This window comes from Acinetobacter calcoaceticus ANC 3811 (assembly GCF_000399665.1).
In the GTDB taxonomy this organism is placed as follows: domain Bacteria; phylum Pseudomonadota; class Gammaproteobacteria; order Pseudomonadales; family Moraxellaceae; genus Acinetobacter; species Acinetobacter calcoaceticus_B.
Genome location: NZ_KB976986.1, coordinates 3,342,771 through 3,360,542, shown reverse-complemented (window position 1 = coordinate 3,360,542; position 17,772 = coordinate 3,342,771). Strand labels below are relative to the sequence as shown.

Genomic DNA, 17,772 nt, shown 5'->3' with positions numbered 1-17,772 from the left:
TCTTATTCCTTTCTAACGGACATACCAGCGTTGTGGTATTAAACACATTTTACTACTACTCGATGCAATAATACCGCCAATAGTGGTAACACCACGGTTCCCCATATTTACACAATAGTTCTTATTATTAGTACTTCCGTCACCACCACCACCACCACCACCACCACCACCACTACCATCATCTACCACAGTAGTATCTTGAATACCTGCCCCCTGTGAACAATCTGCACCAGGCGCACACTGAACACTACCATTTTCAGCGGTTAGGGTCGATTTACTACATTGTCCAAAAGGCATACAGAACTGAGTTAAAAAGCTTTCTCCTTTTACCCCTGCTCCACAATCTCCAGACATCCCAGCTTTTCCGCCATCAAAAGTAGAAACGAAAATACGGTGATTTAATACAATTGGTGTTGAAAATACTTTAGCATCTTGAATATTGGTTGACTTAAATCGATAGATCCATCCACGGGTAGCAGAAAGCAAAGCAACTGCACCATCATCATAAGTATTCCAGTTTGAATTAGTAATTTCGCCAAATTGATTAGTATTTATGATTGGAGCTTGATATACGAAATCGGCTTTGTATAAATTTCTATCCGCTACATCTTTATCATAAATATTATATACCGCATCATAATTATAACCTTGGCCCGATGCATACTGAGCTAGGGGTTTACTACGATTACCACTACCAATAGAAACAACAGCAAACGTGGTGCCATTATAGTCATATACTGAAAATGCCGGCATTTCATAAAAACGTGGACTAGCAGCACCATTATTTAAATTCAATAACAATTTTGGGGGCTTGGCAAAATTTGCGTTTGTTGCTGCAGTATTATCTAAATCAATACGGAATAATTGTCCACCTAGATCACCAAAATAAAGATGATCAATCAATCCATCGCCATTTCGGTCTTCAGTACGAATCTCACTGACTACACTATATTTTAAATTATCAGATTGAGTATAAGTTTCAGCACCTTGAGCTGTGGTCGCTTTAGCACTGGCCCACCAAAGTAACTTACCGTTATCAGCGTCAAACATGTATACACCTGCACCCTGACTAATACTAGGGTTATATGTATCACTCTCATAGCCCGCGTCATAACCACCACCAACAAAGATTACTCGTTTACGTTCAGTAGTTTTACCATCACTTTTTTTCCAATTTACCCATCCAATACTCGGTTTAGACCAACTTTGGCCCATGTTATCTAATGCAGCATAAGTGTTACTTGAACCGTTATAATAGGTTTTTTGTTCATCAGGGGATATTTGGAATAGTAACTTTGGATTGCTCATATCTTGCAAATTGAGTGCATAGTAACTACGCCCACCCATTCGCAAACCACCATATACGATCTGTTTACCTTCTTCAGAACCATAACCTTTACCGACAGTAAGTCCTGTTCGACTACTATCTAACACATACTGAGTATAACTAGCCCAAGGTCCATCAATACCATAATATAAATTATCGACGCCCCCATTCATGGCATCATTTTTCAGAAATGCTTCGGGTTGTTTTTCAACCATCTCATTTGGTACAAAGGTGAATACCTCTTTTCCACCATTACTATCCACAGAAGTACTATCATTTTTGCCGGCTTTGGCTATATGTAAAAGCCCTTGTGTTGTACCAAATAACACATAGTCTTCACGATTTTGAGTATCAATTCCGCCATTTGTATATGTAATTTGGCCACTGTTAGTAATTAATAGTGGTGAGGAATGCATTAACGCACCAACTTGACGTAAAGCAGTGGTTGCTGTTGCATTTAAAACTAAATGATCAGGATCCTTTGCTTGAGTCACGGTCATAGGATACCCGAGCAACGCCATTAAATAACCACGTTTTCCATCAGTTTGGTAGGTCGCATCTGTTAGATCTGTCTTTTTAATTTGTCTTAGAGTTGTTGTCGTTGAACCATCTGAACTCCGATTCGTAAAAAGTTTACGATTCTCTTGTGTTGTTTGATTCATTGTTAATAGTAGTTGTGACCATGCGCCCCCTTTAAAGGTATAACTATTACTTCCAGGTGTATTAAAATCAGCATTATCATTCGTACTGTCATTATCGGTATATGCCCAAAAATCGCGATTTGGAAGTATTTGCCCCTTTGTACTAGTTGCCGTACTAATTAAGGAATTATTATCTCGGTCTTTTAAAACCCCATTAACCACTGCATACTTTTTGAGGTTACCCGCCCAAAGTTGATAGTTTTTATCTGGGGTAGGTTGAAACTGAGGAAAATAAGCTTGCTTTTGTAATACAGCAGGGTTAAGACTATCTTTAGGAATCGTAGGTGAACCAGTAGTTACAGCTGGAATCTCAGACCCTAAATCTCCAAGAAATGCATTTACACTACTTACAACATCTTGAGAGCTTGAACCAGAATACCAACCACCACTGGCATTGACACCCCATTTTGCAGCTTCTTTTTGATTTGCTGATGCAGTAGAGTTATTAATATTTGCTAAATTTTCTGCTAAAGAAAGTGACCTATTAAAAGATGGAATAATATTAAAATCACTCCCAAAACCGACCACAGCAGTTTTAATCTTTAATCCAACAGGATTACTGCCATTATTTAGTAAAAATTGTGAAAACTGCTGAATACAATTCCAGCCTGTGTCGCTATCTGTACAAGCAAATGATTTACCGCTTAAAGCTTTCGTCATTAATCCTGATGCAGAAGAGTTACCATTTGGATCTCCATCAGTTAAAACATAAATACCTTGGCCACTACACTGTGTAGTGGTTCCTGTCATTTGCTTAGTAATACTATCGGGACGTACATAGCCTCCTCCACTGGTTGCACCTGCACCAGCATAGTCAAAGCCACTATTAGTTAACCCTTGAGTAGTCGTACCCATTAAAGAGGCTGCTGCCTCCGCATAAGCATTAGCCGTTGGGGTACCACCTCTGGCACCAAGTTTTGCAATTTCTTCTATTAGTATTCTTCTTTGGGTTTTACCATTTATTACTGTATCCAAACGGCGAGCAGGAATACGGACTTGACCTCTTAAATTGTCTGCTGAGGTCGGCTCACCAGCAGTATTAAATTGTGTTGGACGAGAGAAAGTTGTAAGACCAATCAATTTATCATCTGAAATTGGTAAAATTCCTTTACTAGTGTTACCGTTCAGCAAATCAATCATGCCATCTTTTACACGAGTAATACGGTCAGGATATTGAGTATCTGGGCCTGCTTTATAGTAATAAGTATTATAGTTTGAAGATATTGAGGTCAGGCCACTTGTAGATGGTTGACTCTTCAACTTAGTTATACAATCACTTTTCGAGTTAGAATTACCACAGCTATACCAAGATGTCCCAGACTTCATATAATAATAAGTTGGAGCAGTTGCAGTGCAGTAATAACGTTTATATTCTGCGATTCCATTATTAGATAACACATTACTATAACCAGTTTGCACAACATTGCTTGGAATATCGCATGCACCAGCATCATTTTGAAGCTGTGGATACCCCATAGAACCAGAAATATCTAATACAAACATTAAAGAAATATCACCAGCCTTTGCTTTTTGATAAATATCAATATCACTGGCCTGACTTACGCTACTCGCTACTAAGCCTGTGCATAACGCGGCTACCGCACTTGTTAGAAGCTTTGGATGACATGAAAACCTTAAGTCTTTCTTATCCATTATTATTTTCCCCAATTAATTAAAATCTTGTGCAATAGTGTATTCAGTGACATTGGTAGTAAATGGAACATTTAAGCTGCTTAAGCACTCAGCTACTGACTTTAAAGGATTATCTAAGTCGGATTTATTGGTAACGTCTGGCGCTGCTGTTCCATCTGGAAGTGTAACTTCACTCATGTGTTGTTGTAGGCATTTGTTGATATCCGCACGGTTAACATTACTTAAGCTTGGCATCAATGACACAGCAAATACCTTGACTCGTTTAGCCTCTTGGACTTGTCCTTTTTTGTCATCGAGACCACGGGTTCGAGCATAAAATGGGTCATCCTCTCCTACAGTCGAAAACTTAACTGCGACCTGAGTCATGACTGCCTTACGACCACTTGTAAACCAGTTATTATTTGTATCAACTGCATCGCAATATCCATCTGTACCTAATGCGTTATTGGTAGGTGCACTATTTCCGTCTACCCACTGCATTAGACTGGCACGTCCAATATTAAAAAAGTCACTTTTATCTCCGCGATAACAAAATACTAATTCCTTATTTTTGTCATTTGCATTGCTGATATAACCAAAGAGACCAGTTGCACTTAAACTCTGAATCAGATTAGTTGGATTCTCTATTTGAAAGAAAGAAGCATCTGAATTTTGTAATACCAATTGTTGCACTTGACTAGTAGTTGCTATATTCAAACCAATCAAACCTTTACGAATCGCTATTGTGCCAATAATCATAATTGCGACTAAAAAAATTAGTACCATAATTAATGCTGAGCCACCCTGCTTCAGTTTCATTTACCACGCTCCCCGATTACATTACGCAAGGCAATGGTTTGTGATATCACTTGACGTACATATTTTTTTGTCGAATTCTCTGGCTTTTTGACTGTTATAGTTTGGTCCAATACTGAAAATTTCTGGTCATCTTTAATTGCTACTTCTGGACCTACAGGTTGCAATGAACGGGTTAATAATCCAATTTGTACTGAAACAATACGTGGACGAGGAGCTGTTAAATTCAAATAATCATGTATTGAAATATAGCGTCGTCCAGTTCCCCCTTGAACATTAAGTAAAACCCGAAAATAATCCACACGTTTCATTACGATCTCGCCTGCATCTCCATAACGAGTTATAGCAGTTGGATTACCCGTTAATGGGTAATAGCCAGCATCACAAGCAAGTGCTAAAGGTTGGTTCGGCTCATCACTATTATTTTTGGCGTCTTTACGTAAAAAATAACGCTGAACAACAACTTGACGACCACTAGCAAGAGGAAAATTCAGATTATTTCCTTCACAATCTAGACCACCTTTATATTCATCATCATCTTGAGTTGCCGTACCTTTTGTATCAACGATATATTGCGGTACGTATTGAATAACAAGCTGATCACTAGCAATATCACTCCCATTACTTTGGACGTTTGATACACCAGTCCAAGTATTACCACTACCAACCGTATCCCCCTGACTGCGTGAAAGTAAATTTGCATTAGCCGTCACACCAACAATAGTTTTATAAAGATTACTAAGAGGTTCGTTTGCAGCATCTTTAGCTGAAATAATTGCAGAGGTTAAAACAATACCTCCATAAGCAGTTTGATCATTAATAACTGCTTTGGGGTTATTTAAGTTGGCAAGACGAATATCTTGAGTTAAATAATTAAGACCAAAATTAGCATTATCCTGTACATCAGAAACACCAAGTTGCATAGATAAACTTTTTTGGCTTGTTAAAAATAATAGTATGGCAGCTGCACTAATTATAAGTCCTAGTGCTAAAGAAAGTATGAGTTCAATTAATGTAAAACCCTGATTTCTTATCATTTTAATAGGTCTCCATAATCACACATGTTGAATTATCGCTATATGAAGTGTCCTGGGTACAATCTCCCGCACTGGTACCATTCGTTGCGCTCGTATCACCCCATGCAATATAAATACATTGACGATTGTTAGTTTTTGGACAAGCAATCATATTCATAGTCATACCTAGGGATGATGAACTTTTAACAACCTGTGCAACATCAAAATCAGCTAAATCTGTATCGCTACAATTATCTTGAAAGCAATTTTTAACAAAGTCTTTCTGTTTACTAGGATCTTGAAGTTGTTGTGTATAAATAGATAAAGAATTACGATTAACTCTAATGCGCTCAGCAATATCACGCGCGATCGTAATTGCTTGTACTCGTGATGTGCTTTCTGAACTTGCTTCTAGTGCCCTGTATTGCAAAGCAATAAATCCCAAAATACCAATTGCTAAAATCAGCAAAGCAACTAAAATTTCAATCATACCCATGCCACGTTGGTGTTCAATATTTTTCATGAACATGATCCTTCTGTGGTTGACTGAATTATTCCCATTTTAGAAATACTAATAATTTTTGATTTTTTACCATCTGCCTTATTACAAATTTCAAATGTAGTATCTCCAGTAGCATCTTTTACTAAACCGGACATCAAAAATATTATGGAGGTATCAGATCCTGTCTTTAATTGAGCTTTTCCACTTGGTACCCAATTAATTTGATTGTCAGTATCTGCAGTATAAGTAGAATTTAATTGCACTTTTATTTGTCTACGTTCTAATACAGCTTTCATGCGTGCCTGATTGATATTTGAAATCAGATCTTCCGCACTCTTATTCAAGTTTTGTTTAACCAACATATCCTCAAATAGTGGCGCAGCCATCATCGCAATAATAGCCATTACTGCAATCGTTACCATGAGCTCAACCAAGGTGAACCCTTCTTGCGGAATAATTCCCCTCATCCCCTTAAACCCCAAATAAACTTAAGAATTTTTTATTTATTATTTAAATTTTACGGTTTATATTTACAAAACAAATACAAAACAGATAAAGGGTATAAAAAAACAGATAATCGTCATATCAACAATTATCTGTTTTACTATTTTAAAATCAGTATGTTAAATAAGTCACACTTTATGCTTGAGTCACGTGAATGCGTAATTCTTTAGGAAGACTAAAAGTTATATTCTCTTCACGTCCATCTAACTCTTTAGGTGCTTGCGCGCCCCAATCTTGTAAACGTTGAATTACTTGCTTAATTAGAATTTCTGGCGCTGAAGCACCCGCTGTCACACCAATTTTGCACGTATCATTGAACCATGACCGTTCTAACTGATCAGCATTATCTACAAGGTAAGCAGCTTTACCCATACGCTCTGCAAGCTCACGTAAACGATTTGAATTTGATGAGTTAGGTGAACCTACAACCAAGACCACATCACACTGTTCTGCCAAGTCACGTACAGCATCTTGTCTGTTTTGAGTTGCGTAGCAAATATCATCCTTACGCGGACCCTGAATATGAGGAAATTTTGCACGCAAAGCATCAATAACTTTAGCTGTATCATCAATAGATAAAGTTGTTTGAGTTACAAATGCAAGTTTTTCAGGATGTCTTACTGCCAATGCAGCAACATCAGCTTCATCTTCAACCAGATAAATCTCACCACCTTTCAATTTGTCATATTGGCCCATGGTTCCTTCAACTTCTGGGTGCCCTTCATGACCAATTAAAATGGCTTCAGTCCCTTCTCGTGCATATTTAGTCACTTCAATATGAACTTTAGTAACCAAAGGACAAGTCGCATCAAAAACTTTTAAGCCTCGGCGCTCCGCTTCTTGCTGAACTGCTTTTGAAACACCATGCGCACTGAAAATTACAATTGAGTCATCCGGAACCTGATCTAGTTCATCAACAAAAACCGCCCCTCTTTGACGCAAGTCATCTACCACAAATTTATTGTGTACAACTTCATGACGTACATAAATAGGCGGATTAAAACATTCTAAAGCCCGATTGACGATTGCTATGGCTCGATCAACACCGGCACAAAAACCACGCGGATTAGCTAACACAATTTCCATAACAGCCTCAAAATTAATAAAACAGGGGAATTTCTCTTGAATATTTGCAATTAAAACTATTCAGTTTAAACGCACGGTACACTACAATAGCGAAGATATTTTATCATATCAGGAAAAATATCATGTCGGGTCTATTGTTTGTCGTTTCTGCTGCATCAGGAACGGGCAAAACATCTTTGGTGAAAGCCCTGCTTGACCGTGTGAGCAATTTACATGTTTCAGTCTCACATACTACCCGCGGTCAACGTCCCGGTGAGTTAGATGGTGTTCACTATCACTTCACTACAAAAGATGAGTTTCTAGACCAGGTCAACCATGACGGTTTTATTGAATACGCTGAAGTATTTGGTAATTACTATGGCACTTCTCAAGCAACTGTAAAACAACAGTTAGCTCAGGGACACGATGTTCTACTTGAAATTGATTGGCAAGGTGCAGAGCAAGTTCGCAAACTTTTTCCTGAATCCAAGCAAATATTTATTTTACCGCCAACACAGTTTGACCTCCGTCAGCGTTTATCTAACCGCGGTACAGACTCAGTTGAAGTCATTGAACATCGTTTAAGCTGTGCAGTTGAAGATATGCAGCATTATACAAACTTTGATTACATCATTATTAATGATGACTTTAATAAAGCCTTACATGAGATTGAAGCTGTGATTACAGCAAACCGTCTAGTGCTCTCTCAGCAAGCGAAACGTTATCAAACATTAATTCAAGACTTGATTACTCCTCAACCAAAACAGGAATAACTTGAGTCTAGATCGAAAGCCTTTTATACTGTTTAGTCTGTTCAAATTCACCATTCCAAAACGAGAACTTTTATGGCACGCGTCACCGTTGAAGATTGTTTAGATCATGTAGACAACCGTTTTGAGCTTGTGCTCGTTGCAAGTAAGCGTGCTCGTCAATTGGCACGTCAAGGCATGGAGCCAACTGTAGAATGGGATAACGACAAACCGACTGTAGTTTCTTTGCGCGAAATCGCGGCAGGTCACGTTACTAAGGAAATTCTTAAGCAACGTGAACAAGATTATCAAACTTCTAGTCTTGATCTTGCTCTTTCTACAAACAGCTTGAATTTAGAAGGTTTTTCTTTCTAATTCTTTTTGTTTAATAAAAAAACCATCGTTTTTCTGCGGTGGTTTTTTATTTGGCTTTGCCTTGAATTTAAAGATATTGAAAAAAGCAATTATTTTCATTGAAAAAAAAACACACTTTTTCAAATGAAAAAATTGACAAGTTCCGCAATATGCTTTTCATTAAGAAGTAGATAGATTTAGTTTCTCAGCATTAGGAAAAAGGGTGATTTATGCCAGGCGAAGAGGTCAGCCAAGCCAAGCAACAGCTTAAATTGATTGTCGACCCTTACTTATCGGTAAGTGAGGTCGAGAAAGTGCTTGCTGCCTGTGATTTTGCCGATCTAGCGCATAGTGGCATTACACGTAAAAGTGGTGAACCCTACATTCTGCATCCAATTGCTGTTAGCTGTATTCTTGCGAACATGCGTTTAGATGCCGAAACATTAATGGCAGCCCTTTTGCATGATGTTATTGAAGACACTCAATATACAAAAGAAGATATTACTGAAAAGTTCGGACTGACAGTTGCCGAGCTAGTTGACGGCGTAACCAAACTTAGCCAGTCCAGTGATAAGGAATATAACAAAGCCGCCTCATTCCGAAAAATCTTGCAAGCGACCCTACAGGACCCGCGTGTCATTATTATTAAATTAGCTGATCGCTATCATAATATGACAACTCTAGGTGCTTTACGCCCAGATAAACGCGCCCGCATTGCTCAAGAAACGCTTGATATCTTTGTGCCAATGGCAAGATTAGTCGGCATGAATGAAATGGGTGATAATCTAGAAAATCTTTGTTATCAAAATCTTGATCTTGATATGTTTGATAATGTGCAAAATGCACTACGTCTAACTAAACCAGAGCGATGTAAATATCAAAGTATCTGGGAACAAAACCTCACTGAACTTCTTCATAATTATCATATTCAAGGCCGCATTAAAAAGAAAAATAACAATATCGAATTATTACGCCATTTCGTCAAAAATGAAATGGACTTACAAGAACTTACCCATAGTCATGCTTTTGAGATCGTTTTACAATCAATTGCTGACTGTGACCGCCTAGTTGATGCTTTAAGAGAAAACTTTCAGGTCATTCAATATCAGGACCATATCCGTCGTCCGCTACCGGGTGGTAACCAGTCTTTATTAATTAAGCTCAAAGGCGAAAAAACCACACTATCTCTTACCATTCAAACCGAGCTTATGCGTAAAGCTGCCCGTTTTGGGGTAGTGCTTGGTGAAAATGCACCACAAACTTGTCGCTCGGCTATTCAGGCCTCTATGCAAAACCTGAATACGCTTATCGATGGCGAATGTGCAAAAACGACCTTCAATGATTTATTAGATTACTTACATCAAGAAAAAATTTGGGTTTACACTCCACATGGCCAGCTCCACGAGTTACCACAAGGTGCTACCGTAGTTGATTTTGCTTATTCAGCTAGTTTATTTCTAGGTAACCATGCCGTTGGTGCAAAAGTAGATGGTGAAATTAAACCACTGTCGACACCATTAATTAGCGGTCAGGTTATCGAAGTTATTACGGATGTTTTAGCAACACCAAATCCAGACTGGTTAAGTTTTATTAATACGCAAAAAGCTCGCCGTGCATTACAGCATGTCCTTAAAGATCAAGACATTGAAGAACAGCGTTTAGTCGGTGCACAAGCACTTTCTCGAGCACTGAAACTCTTCAATCGTTCGATTAACGATCTTTCTGAAGCAGACTGGTTAGATTTACTTCAATGGCGCCACATCGATAATAAAAATACATTGTATGAACAAATTGCTGTTGGTGACTTACTACCTCAACTCGTAGCTAATCACTTATTTGCTCATGATAAGCATCCACAAGTAGAAAATTCAGATCGACTCATTCAAAGCACTGAAGGTATCGACGTTAAATATGCGCATTGCTGCAATCCAATTCTAGGTGACCCAATTCAAGGACATTTAACACGTCGTGGATTGATTGTGCATCGCATACGCTGCCATAACCTACTGCATGAGCAACATCTCCATCCTGAAAATATCATGCCGCTTCAATGGAAAGCAGATGACGTAGATGATGTTCGTTTTACAGCTTACCTCGCCATAGATATGGCAATGAATGATGAGCAGGTATCAGACCTGATCTATCAATGCCGTAAAAATAATGCAGGGGTAGAAATGGTTCACTCAAATGAGCAAAGAACATTTGTAAATATTGTGGTGAACAACCGCAAACATATTGCAAAAGTCATCCGTGACTTACGTATGCATTATAGTTTCCCACGTATTGAACGCTTGGATGCTCCTAATCCACAAATGGAAATTTCAAAAGTGAGCTAAGTCTTTACAAGGGCTATTGGTCAGGTTTATGTTTCCTTAACAAAATCAAACTTTCCAAATTCACTCAATCAGTTAAATCGATGATACTTTTGTCAAAACCTATCATCGATTATGATGGAATGAGATTTAATCAAGGAGAACCAAATGTCCCGCCAAGTGATTCATACTGAAAATGCCCCTGCTGCTATCGGCACATACTCTCAAGCAATTTTAGTAGATAATACGTTATATCTTTCAGGGCAAATTGGTTTAGACCCATACAGTATGGAACTTGTAGAAGGTATCGAAGCTCAAATTCGTCGTGTATTTGATAATTTAAAAGCGGTTTGTGAAGCTGCTGGCGGCTCTCTAGCAGACATTGCTAAGCTCAATATTTTTCTAACTGATTTATCAAACTTCCAACTCGTAAACCAAATTATGGGTGAATATTTTGCACAACCGTATCCTGCACGTGCAGCACTTGGTGTAGCAAGTTTACCAAAAGGTGCATTAGTTGAAATGGACGGTATTGTCATTATTAATCAATAAGATATAAAAATATATTGAGTATTTTCCGTTAAATTCTTAGCTCTAAATCATGAACCACCTTTGTATAAAATCTGAACACAACTCAGATTTCCGCTCAGGTGGTATTTTTTTATCCAAATTCCCAATAATAATAAATGAGATTTTAAATGAATTTCATTGACAAACGATAATAATTATCAATAATATCAATTATCGCATTTATATTTGGGGATCACTCCCATGTACGTTTGCTTGTGTCGTGGCATTACCGATCAAGATATCAAAGACGCTGTTGAAAATGGCGCCGAAAGCTATCGCGAAATTCGTGAATTGCTTGATCTTGGTACTTGCTGTGGACGCTGTGCACCTGAAGCACGTGCTATTATTAATGAAGAATTAGCAGAAATCGCTGCTCGTATTTCCGTAGCTGCGTAAAAGAATTATAAACATTTAACAGTATTTATTAGCTCCTCCACCGCTTTTTGCGGAACGTTAATAGTTCCTCATTCAAGCGGTTTTTTTTGGCTGGAAACTCTCCTTTCCTAATATTGTGTTGTTTTTGATTGCGATTTTCATTTGCTGTTCTATAAATTACTCGCCATATCAGTGTTTGTTCACTAAAATGGTTTTATAGATTGCCTTAATTGAATTGAGGCAGAAATTGTTTTGGAGTAGCTACAATGAAAGGCAATCGTGATGTCATTAATCAGCTCAACCAAGTGCTGTATCATCATTTAACTGCAATTAATCAATACTTTTTACATTCACGCATGTTTAATGATTGGGGAATTGAGCAGCTTGGTTCGGCCGAATATAAAGAATCAATTCGTCAAATGAAGCATGCAGACAAAATTATTGAACGTATTTTGTTTTTAGAAGGTCTGCCTAATCTTCAGCATTTAGGCAAACTTTATATCGGCCAACACACAGAAGAAGTTCTGCAATGTGACATTCGTAAAGTGAAAGAAAATATAGAGGCGATTCAAAAAACAGTTGCTCTCGCTGAAACAGAACAAGACTATGTGACTCGTGATCTCGTTCAAGAAATTTTAGAAAAAGAAGAAGAATATTGGGACTGGTTAGATACTCAGATTGACCTTATTGGGAACGTTGGCATTGAAAATTACATCCAGAGTCAAATGTAATTTCTCATAAAAAAAATCCCCTTGCATACAAGGGGATTTTTTTTATTACTTTTCTTTTAATAACTCTGGTAGCGTTATTTTTTGCTTATAGAGATGCTTTAAAATTAATAATTGCTGCTCTGCTTGCTCTGGTTTCCCATTATAAGCCAGCAATTTTGCATATTTACGTAGATTATATGGAGTTGCTTTATTCTTTACCGAGTTTCCCCACTGGACTAAATCAGCTTCAGGTAATTTAGTTTTTGGATTAAGCTCAATCCATTTTAAACGCTCTTCAAACTGCGTTAAAACAAAAATTTTGCTGCTTCCCATGAACTCTGCATTTGGCTTTTTATTCTTATAAAGTAAATTACTATTCAGAACATACACATTGTAATCACGTAAAATCGCAATAATAAGCAGTAAACTGCCTACCCATATTAAGCGAAAAAGTTGCTTATTAAGTACAACTCCCTTGAGTACTGGAGTCTGCGCTTGAACAATACCGAGCAAGAAACCACAGGTAAGCAAGAAATAAGCATAGCGCTGTGGGAACTCGAACATGGCATGAATAAACACTGCACACACCATCATAATCGCTATAATTGAGATGGTTTCTTTAGCCTGTTGATTTAACCAAAGGAACCAACACGCAAAGTAAGCAATAATTACAGCTGCTAATGGAATACCATTCCAAACAATTAAATCAAGCAGTACATTATGGGCACTATTAAACCATACATGTACAGTTCCATATTGAATACTATCGACTACAGCGACACTTGTTTGACTCCATCCATACCCTGCCCATGGCTGCTGTGCTATGGCATGTAATATTTGTATCCACATGCCTACACGCTCATGCCCCGAACCTGCACGAGCAACAAATGTACTTGTTTCAGTAATCTGTGTATTTGTAGAGAACTCAATGAATTGAGTAATATACGGTAAGATGAATCCAGCAATTAAGAAAAATGTTAAGCACCACAAGAAGCCTTGAGCAAATCCAAATCTTTTTTGCTTTCTAAACTGCTTAATCATCCAATAAATTAGTAAGAATGGAAAAACTATCCATGAGGTTCTTGACTGACTCAATGCGACCGTAAATAAAATAATGAGCGTTGAAGGCAGTAACAACCAGATTGTTACTTTATTCTTTTCATATAAATACAAACACCCTAATAATCCAATAATTAAAAAGGTTGCCATATTATTGGGTTGACCAAAATTACCGTAAGGACGATTACCCAGTAACTTAAGCACATACGGAATATGAGACTCAATATTCAACCATTGGCAAATTGCAATGAAACTAGTAATAAGCGATACAATAATTACAAGTAAGCTAAAACCAGAAAAGATTTGATCTCGCTTTTGTTGATCTAAAGACAGGTTGTAGCCAGCCAAGACCATAAACCAAAAACCAAACAAGTAAAATGAACTCAATAAGGCTGTGCTCAAATCAAAAACTAGACCAAAACCCCACTGCACTATTGGAATTAAAGTAAATGGCAGCAACAATAGTTGCGCTCTAGGAATTTTAATATTTTGCTGAAATAGAGCGGCTAATACGCATAATCCCGCCCCAAAAGTACTCACTTCACTCGAGAACATGACCCAAGGGCTATAGTGAAATGGAGACAACCATGCAAAACCTAATAGGATTGCAGCGAAGAATAGGAAGAATACTTGCATAGTGAAAGGTTAGAGACCAAAACTTGAGAGAATTATACATGGAAGAGGATGATAAGAATTAAGTCCTGTTTGTATTCCCTCATCCTATCTCTTACTTTTACTTCCAAGGTCTTAAATCTACAATTTTAACAACCTGAGCAGAACTCTTATTCATCAACACAACCATATCTACAGCATTGGCTTTTAAAGGAACCCAAGCATCAGCTGATGGATATTTTTTTAGTATTTCTTTTACTTGCTGCTTAGAATTATATTTTTCAAGCTCATTTAAGTTTTGGACTCTATGTTGTATAAAAGGCTTTATTTGTACTAAATCTACATAAAGTTCTGGCCGTTGAGCAGAAGAAATACCACTAAATATTTCATCAAACATACTTTTATTGCGCTCTTCCTTATTTTTTGGCACTTCAACAGCGGCAAAGCTTGGTTTAAACCAAGAAGGATAACGGAATTGTGGCCGAACTGTTTGAAGATTGGTATTAGTAATTTCATTATTACGTACAAGCTCAAAACGATCAACATTATAGATCACCCAAGCAGGTCGACCTTGAACAATGCTATATAAACCATATCCTAAAGCTAAAATTTGAATTAGGATAATTACTGTTAAATCAAATTTAAGTGTTTTTTTTGCTTCTTTATATACAAAGAAGCTTAAGGCAGGGCCTAATATAACATCTATAGCTATTATCATTATAAAGAGATGAATAGCTCCTACAGCTTTGGCTAAAGGTTCTGGATACCAAACAAGAAAAAAACAAATAAGAATAATTAAAGCTACTATCATCGAAATAGATAAGTGGCTTAGAAAGAACTTAAAGCGCTTAGACATCTTAATACTCTTAACTATTCTGCACTTAATAAAAAAGACCGAAAAAACGGTCTTTTTTATTAATCTAGTAATTAACGGCAAGCAGCTGGAGCAAATTTTGCTTCTAATGTACCAGTACTTAAACCAGTCTCTAGTTTTGCATCTGTAGCAGCATTATGTGTAGCAGATGAACAACCCCAATCAATTGCTCCAGTCTCTCCCGCTTTTAATGCAGCATCTAATTCTACGCCTGGGTCACCTGCTTTCTTAGAACGAACATAAGGCTTAAGATAGAGTTTGTTTGCTGCTGTACCAATACCAACGGCTGATGCATTATAGACAACTTCAATTTCGCCTGTAGATTGATTAATCTGTACAGAGTTAACATACTTAGAGTTTGCACCACTGCCTTGAGCTTGCGCATTCCAAGTAGTAGATACTGACTTTAAATCATTTACTGAAGCAGCGTCTGATGCAATCATTTGTTTTGCACTATCCGCTAAATTTAATCCCTCAGAAATACGTGTACGCACGGTATAATCTGAATAAGCAGGAATCGCAATTGCTGCCAAAATACCGATAATCGCAACCACGATCATGAGTTCAATTAATGTAAAACCTTTTTGTGCATTCATAGCCTTTTTCCCCAAAGATTGTATGTATGTTTTTATATAAGCTTTTTCAGCTCTCAACTATATAGCAGCATTCGTGCCAACTTTTATTTTATTTATAAAACAAAAACTTATATTAATTTTTCAATTTATTGAATATAAAATCACTGTAAATAACTGACAAAAAACGTCATATAACTTTTACTACAACACATCACACATAAAAAAAAGTAAATAAAATCCATCAAACTTTTTATTTGCTTTTGTGAACAAATTCTCTTTAAAAATAAATAAATAGGTGACATTTTTTGTCAGCTACCTTAAGAAATAAAAACTTAAAAATTATGAGATATAGAACTTCTAGAAAATAACTTAATTTATAATAATTGGAGCATTTCCCAATTCATTGGATTGATCTGGCATGTTTTCATCATAAAAACGTGACATCACCTCTCCAATTTGCTGTACACCAATCACTACAGCTTGTTGATATTGTTTTTGTTTAAGCTGTTGAACGATAGACTCACAAATCTGTTGCCAGATCTGATCAGTAGTCCCATTTCTAATACCGCGGTCAAATATAACTTCTACAGTACGTTCACATAAATTTAGGTATAACAATACGCCGCTATTTAATGCAGTATCCCAAACGCCTAATTCTGCAAATAACTGCTGTGCTCGTAAACGTGTGTTTTGTCTATAGGCTTGTGAACATGGAATATGGCCTTCAATTACCACCTGTATTTCGCCAACATGTCCATGTTCTGCTTGCTGTACAGCATCGGCAATAATTTGCTTATCTTGTTTTGAAAAATAACGACTACTGGCCGGAAAATAACATAAATGTTTAAACCAACGTTTTAAGCTTGGCTCTACAGATTCCTCAATTTTTGGCTGAGTAATAATTTGTGTTGTTTCTGATGTTGTTACCATGAGCCTGAAGCACCTCCACCGCCAAAACGACCTCCACCACCGCCATAGCCTCCGCCACCACCGCCGAAGCCTCCTCCACGTCCACCGCCTCCAGAACCACTTAGAATGGCCTGTAAAATAAGTTGGGCAATAGAAGTAATGAGTAAAAAGAAGATTCCAACACCAAGTAATAAACTAGTCACTAGACCTGCGCCATTTACAAAACCTGCTACGGCGGCAGCAACACCAGCAGTAGAAGCACTAAGAGGTCGCCCTACAATAAATGAACCCACAATTCCAGCAACAAGAATAAATAGAGCCATTGTCAGCGTTGTTTGTTTGGCCTGTTGCTCTTCTGCGGCTTGGTGTTGTCTTTCTTTTAAATCTTGAGCAGCTTGCTGAGCAACTTCTGGATCAAGATTTAAAATCCTTCCAATTTCATCAAGACCCGCATTTAAACCCTGTGCATATTGGGCTTGTTTAAAATAAGGTGTAATTTGATTTCGAATAATCCGACTTGCGACAATATCAGGCAACACGCCTTCTAAACCATATCCAGTTAAAATTTGTATACGGCGATCATTTACCGCTACCGCAATGAGTAATCCATTGTCACGTTTAGCTGAGCCTAATTGCCACTGCTCGCCCACTCGTAATGCATAATCAAAAATATCTTCTTGGCCCGTCGTTGGAACAATAACGATACCAATTTGCGCTTTGCCTTGTTGGTATAAACTTAGAATTTTTTGGTTGAGCTGCTGCTTTTCTGTCTCGCTTAGGATATTGGCTTGATCAATAACAGGTTGGTTTAAAGTTGGCAAACCACGAATTGACTCACCATCTGCCATATCATTAGAGACTTTAGGCGAAGCAGCAACACTCGAAGCTGGTTGTTCCCCCGATTTAGACAGCGTAGCTTGATTTTGCTGCTTTTGAATAATTTTGCCCGATACTATTGTGTCAGTCTCATCAGTAGCAGTTGCAATATTACTTTCACTCCATGCCGTATTCTGAAAAAGAACACCACAACAGAGCAAAATTAAGGTCGTAATAAAGACCTTAATTTGCTTAGACTGAAGCAATATAATATTTCTCATACGGCCCTCCTTT

General features: G+C 37.6%; 17 protein-coding genes and 2 pseudogenes. 8 read left to right on the top strand and 11 right to left on the bottom strand.

The genetic code is table 11. The features are described from left to right. Positions 1 to 12: 12 nt before the first annotated feature. From F935_RS17000 to F935_RS16980, 5 genes are read right to left on the bottom strand one after another with little or no spacing between them, the layout of a single operon-like run. Positions 13 to 3,681: a pilus assembly protein gene (locus tag F935_RS17000; protein WP_016140008.1), complete on the bottom strand. Its 3,669-nt coding sequence runs from the start codon at positions 3,679 to 3,681 to the stop codon at positions 13 to 15. Between the two features lie 15 nt (positions 3,682 to 3,696). Then, the gene (locus F935_RS16995; protein ID WP_016140007.1) at positions 3,697 to 4,479 is read right to left on the bottom strand and encodes a hypothetical protein; all 783 of its coding nucleotides are present in this window, start codon (positions 4,477 to 4,479) and stop codon (positions 3,697 to 3,699) included. Further along, on the bottom strand, positions 4,476 to 5,513 hold the full coding sequence (locus F935_RS16990; RefSeq protein ID WP_016140006.1) for a PilW family protein: 1,038 nt from the start codon (positions 5,511 to 5,513) through the stop codon (positions 4,476 to 4,478). Before F935_RS16990 ends, F935_RS16995 begins: the two co-directional genes overlap by 4 nt. 1 nt (position 5,514) lies before the next feature. Then, entirely contained in the window at positions 5,515 to 6,015 is a 501-nt protein-coding gene (pilV, locus tag F935_RS16985) for a type IV pilus modification protein PilV (RefSeq protein ID WP_016140005.1), read from the bottom strand. Next, positions 6,012 to 6,461 (bottom strand): pilus assembly FimT family protein, encoded by a 450-nt coding sequence (locus F935_RS16980; protein ID WP_016140004.1) that lies wholly within the window; start codon positions 6,459 to 6,461, stop codon positions 6,012 to 6,014. Before F935_RS16980 ends, pilV begins: the two co-directional genes overlap by 4 nt. Between F935_RS16980 and F935_RS18670 the strand changes: the two are divergent. Continuing rightward, a pseudogene (locus tag F935_RS18670) lies at positions 6,367 to 6,668 on the top strand (hypothetical protein); the annotation flags it as partial. The gene F935_RS16980 and the pseudogene F935_RS18670 overlap by 95 nt on opposite strands. On the opposite strand, the gene ispH reads toward F935_RS18670, so the two are convergent. Next, the gene (gene ispH / locus F935_RS16975; protein ID WP_016140003.1) at positions 6,634 to 7,584 is read right to left on the bottom strand and encodes a 4-hydroxy-3-methylbut-2-enyl diphosphate reductase; all 951 of its coding nucleotides are present in this window, start codon (positions 7,582 to 7,584) and stop codon (positions 6,634 to 6,636) included. The pseudogene F935_RS18670 and the gene ispH sit on opposite strands and share 35 nt — an antisense overlap. 122 nt (positions 7,585 to 7,706) lie before the next feature. On the opposite strand from ispH, the gene gmk reads away from it, so the two are divergent. From gmk to bfr, 7 genes and pseudogenes are all read left to right on the top strand, one after another. Beyond that, positions 7,707 to 8,336 (top strand): guanylate kinase, encoded by a 630-nt coding sequence (gene gmk, locus F935_RS16970; RefSeq protein WP_004789787.1) that lies wholly within the window; start codon positions 7,707 to 7,709, stop codon positions 8,334 to 8,336. Between the two features lie 72 nt (positions 8,337 to 8,408). Beyond that, a complete protein-coding gene (gene rpoZ, locus F935_RS16965; protein ID WP_002116990.1) occupies positions 8,409 to 8,687 on the top strand; it encodes a DNA-directed RNA polymerase subunit omega in 279 nt (92 codons plus the stop codon). Between the two features lie 80 nt (positions 8,688 to 8,767). Next, positions 8,768 to 8,857 (top strand): annotated as a pseudogene (locus tag F935_RS18770) (hypothetical protein); the annotation flags it as partial. Between the two features lie 39 nt (positions 8,858 to 8,896). After that, positions 8,897 to 11,002: a RelA/SpoT family protein gene (locus F935_RS16960; RefSeq protein WP_016140002.1), complete on the top strand. Its 2,106-nt coding sequence runs from the start codon at positions 8,897 to 8,899 to the stop codon at positions 11,000 to 11,002. Between the two features lie 144 nt (positions 11,003 to 11,146). After that, entirely contained in the window at positions 11,147 to 11,530 is a 384-nt protein-coding gene (locus F935_RS16955) for a RidA family protein (protein WP_002116996.1), read from the top strand. Positions 11,531 to 11,749: 219 nt separating this feature from the next. Continuing rightward, positions 11,750 to 11,944 (top strand): bacterioferritin-associated ferredoxin, encoded by a 195-nt coding sequence (locus F935_RS16950; RefSeq protein WP_016140001.1) that lies wholly within the window; start codon positions 11,750 to 11,752, stop codon positions 11,942 to 11,944. Between the two features lie 245 nt (positions 11,945 to 12,189). Then, positions 12,190 to 12,654: a heteropolymeric bacterioferritin subunit Bfr gene (gene bfr, locus F935_RS16945; RefSeq protein WP_016140000.1), complete on the top strand. Its 465-nt coding sequence runs from the start codon at positions 12,190 to 12,192 to the stop codon at positions 12,652 to 12,654. Between the two features lie 45 nt (positions 12,655 to 12,699). Here the strand turns inward: bfr and F935_RS16940 are convergent, their stop codons facing one another. The 5 genes from F935_RS16940 to F935_RS16920 all read right to left on the bottom strand — a co-directional run bounded on the left by F935_RS16940 (position 12,700) and on the right by F935_RS16920 (position 17,759). After that, complete coding sequence (locus tag F935_RS16940) at positions 12,700 to 14,328, bottom strand: PglL family O-oligosaccharyltransferase (RefSeq protein ID WP_016139999.1); 1,629 nt, start codon at positions 14,326 to 14,328, stop codon at positions 12,700 to 12,702. 97 nt (positions 14,329 to 14,425) lie between these two features. Beyond that, on the bottom strand, positions 14,426 to 15,160 hold the full coding sequence (gene tfpZ, locus F935_RS16935) for a TfpX/TfpZ family type IV pilin accessory protein (RefSeq protein ID WP_016139998.1): 735 nt from the start codon (positions 15,158 to 15,160) through the stop codon (positions 14,426 to 14,428). A gap of 71 nt (positions 15,161 to 15,231) precedes the next feature. Then, positions 15,232 to 15,774 (bottom strand): pilin, encoded by a 543-nt coding sequence (locus tag F935_RS16930; protein WP_016139997.1) that lies wholly within the window; start codon positions 15,772 to 15,774, stop codon positions 15,232 to 15,234. A 348-nt stretch (positions 15,775 to 16,122) separates the two neighbouring features. Beyond that, positions 16,123 to 16,683: a TPM domain-containing protein gene (locus F935_RS16925; protein WP_016139996.1), complete on the bottom strand. Its 561-nt coding sequence runs from the start codon at positions 16,681 to 16,683 to the stop codon at positions 16,123 to 16,125. After that, the gene (locus tag F935_RS16920) at positions 16,677 to 17,759 is read right to left on the bottom strand and encodes a TPM domain-containing protein (RefSeq protein WP_016139995.1); all 1,083 of its coding nucleotides are present in this window, start codon (positions 17,757 to 17,759) and stop codon (positions 16,677 to 16,679) included. The genes F935_RS16925 and F935_RS16920 overlap by 7 nt, the downstream gene beginning before the upstream one ends. Positions 17,760 to 17,772: the final 13 nt, after the last annotated feature.

Bases quoted from the DNA above. Each gene is read 5' to 3' on its own strand.
- F935_RS17000 (WP_016140008.1), bottom strand. From the start codon at position 3,681: ATGGATAAGAAAGACTTAAGGTTTTCATGTCATCCAAAGCTTCTAACA.
- F935_RS16995 (WP_016140007.1), bottom strand. From the start codon at position 4,479: ATGAAACTGAAGCAGGGTGGCTCAGCATTAATTATGGTACTAATTTTT.
- F935_RS16990 (WP_016140006.1), bottom strand. From the start codon at position 5,513: ATGATAAGAAATCAGGGTTTTACATTAATTGAACTCATACTTTCTTTA.
- pilV (WP_016140005.1), bottom strand. From the start codon at position 6,015: ATGAAAAATATTGAACACCAACGTGGCATGGGTATGATTGAAATTTTA.
- F935_RS16980 (WP_016140004.1), bottom strand. From the start codon at position 6,461: ATGAGGGGAATTATTCCGCAAGAAGGGTTCACCTTGGTTGAGCTCATG.
- ispH (WP_016140003.1), bottom strand. From the start codon at position 7,584: ATGGAAATTGTGTTAGCTAATCCGCGTGGTTTTTGTGCCGGTGTTGAT.
- gmk (WP_004789787.1), top strand. From the start codon at position 7,707: ATGTCGGGTCTATTGTTTGTCGTTTCTGCTGCATCAGGAACGGGCAAA.
- rpoZ (WP_002116990.1), top strand. From the start codon at position 8,409: ATGGCACGCGTCACCGTTGAAGATTGTTTAGATCATGTAGACAACCGT.
- F935_RS16960 (WP_016140002.1), top strand. From the start codon at position 8,897: ATGCCAGGCGAAGAGGTCAGCCAAGCCAAGCAACAGCTTAAATTGATT.
- F935_RS16955 (WP_002116996.1), top strand. From the start codon at position 11,147: ATGTCCCGCCAAGTGATTCATACTGAAAATGCCCCTGCTGCTATCGGC.
- F935_RS16950 (WP_016140001.1), top strand. From the start codon at position 11,750: ATGTACGTTTGCTTGTGTCGTGGCATTACCGATCAAGATATCAAAGAC.
- bfr (WP_016140000.1), top strand. From the start codon at position 12,190: ATGAAAGGCAATCGTGATGTCATTAATCAGCTCAACCAAGTGCTGTAT.
- F935_RS16940 (WP_016139999.1), bottom strand. From the start codon at position 14,328: ATGCAAGTATTCTTCCTATTCTTCGCTGCAATCCTATTAGGTTTTGCA.
- tfpZ (WP_016139998.1), bottom strand. From the start codon at position 15,160: ATGTCTAAGCGCTTTAAGTTCTTTCTAAGCCACTTATCTATTTCGATG.
- F935_RS16930 (WP_016139997.1), bottom strand. From the start codon at position 15,774: ATGAATGCACAAAAAGGTTTTACATTAATTGAACTCATGATCGTGGTT.
- F935_RS16925 (WP_016139996.1), bottom strand. From the start codon at position 16,683: ATGGTAACAACATCAGAAACAACACAAATTATTACTCAGCCAAAAATT.
- F935_RS16920 (WP_016139995.1), bottom strand. From the start codon at position 17,759: ATGAGAAATATTATATTGCTTCAGTCTAAGCAAATTAAGGTCTTTATT.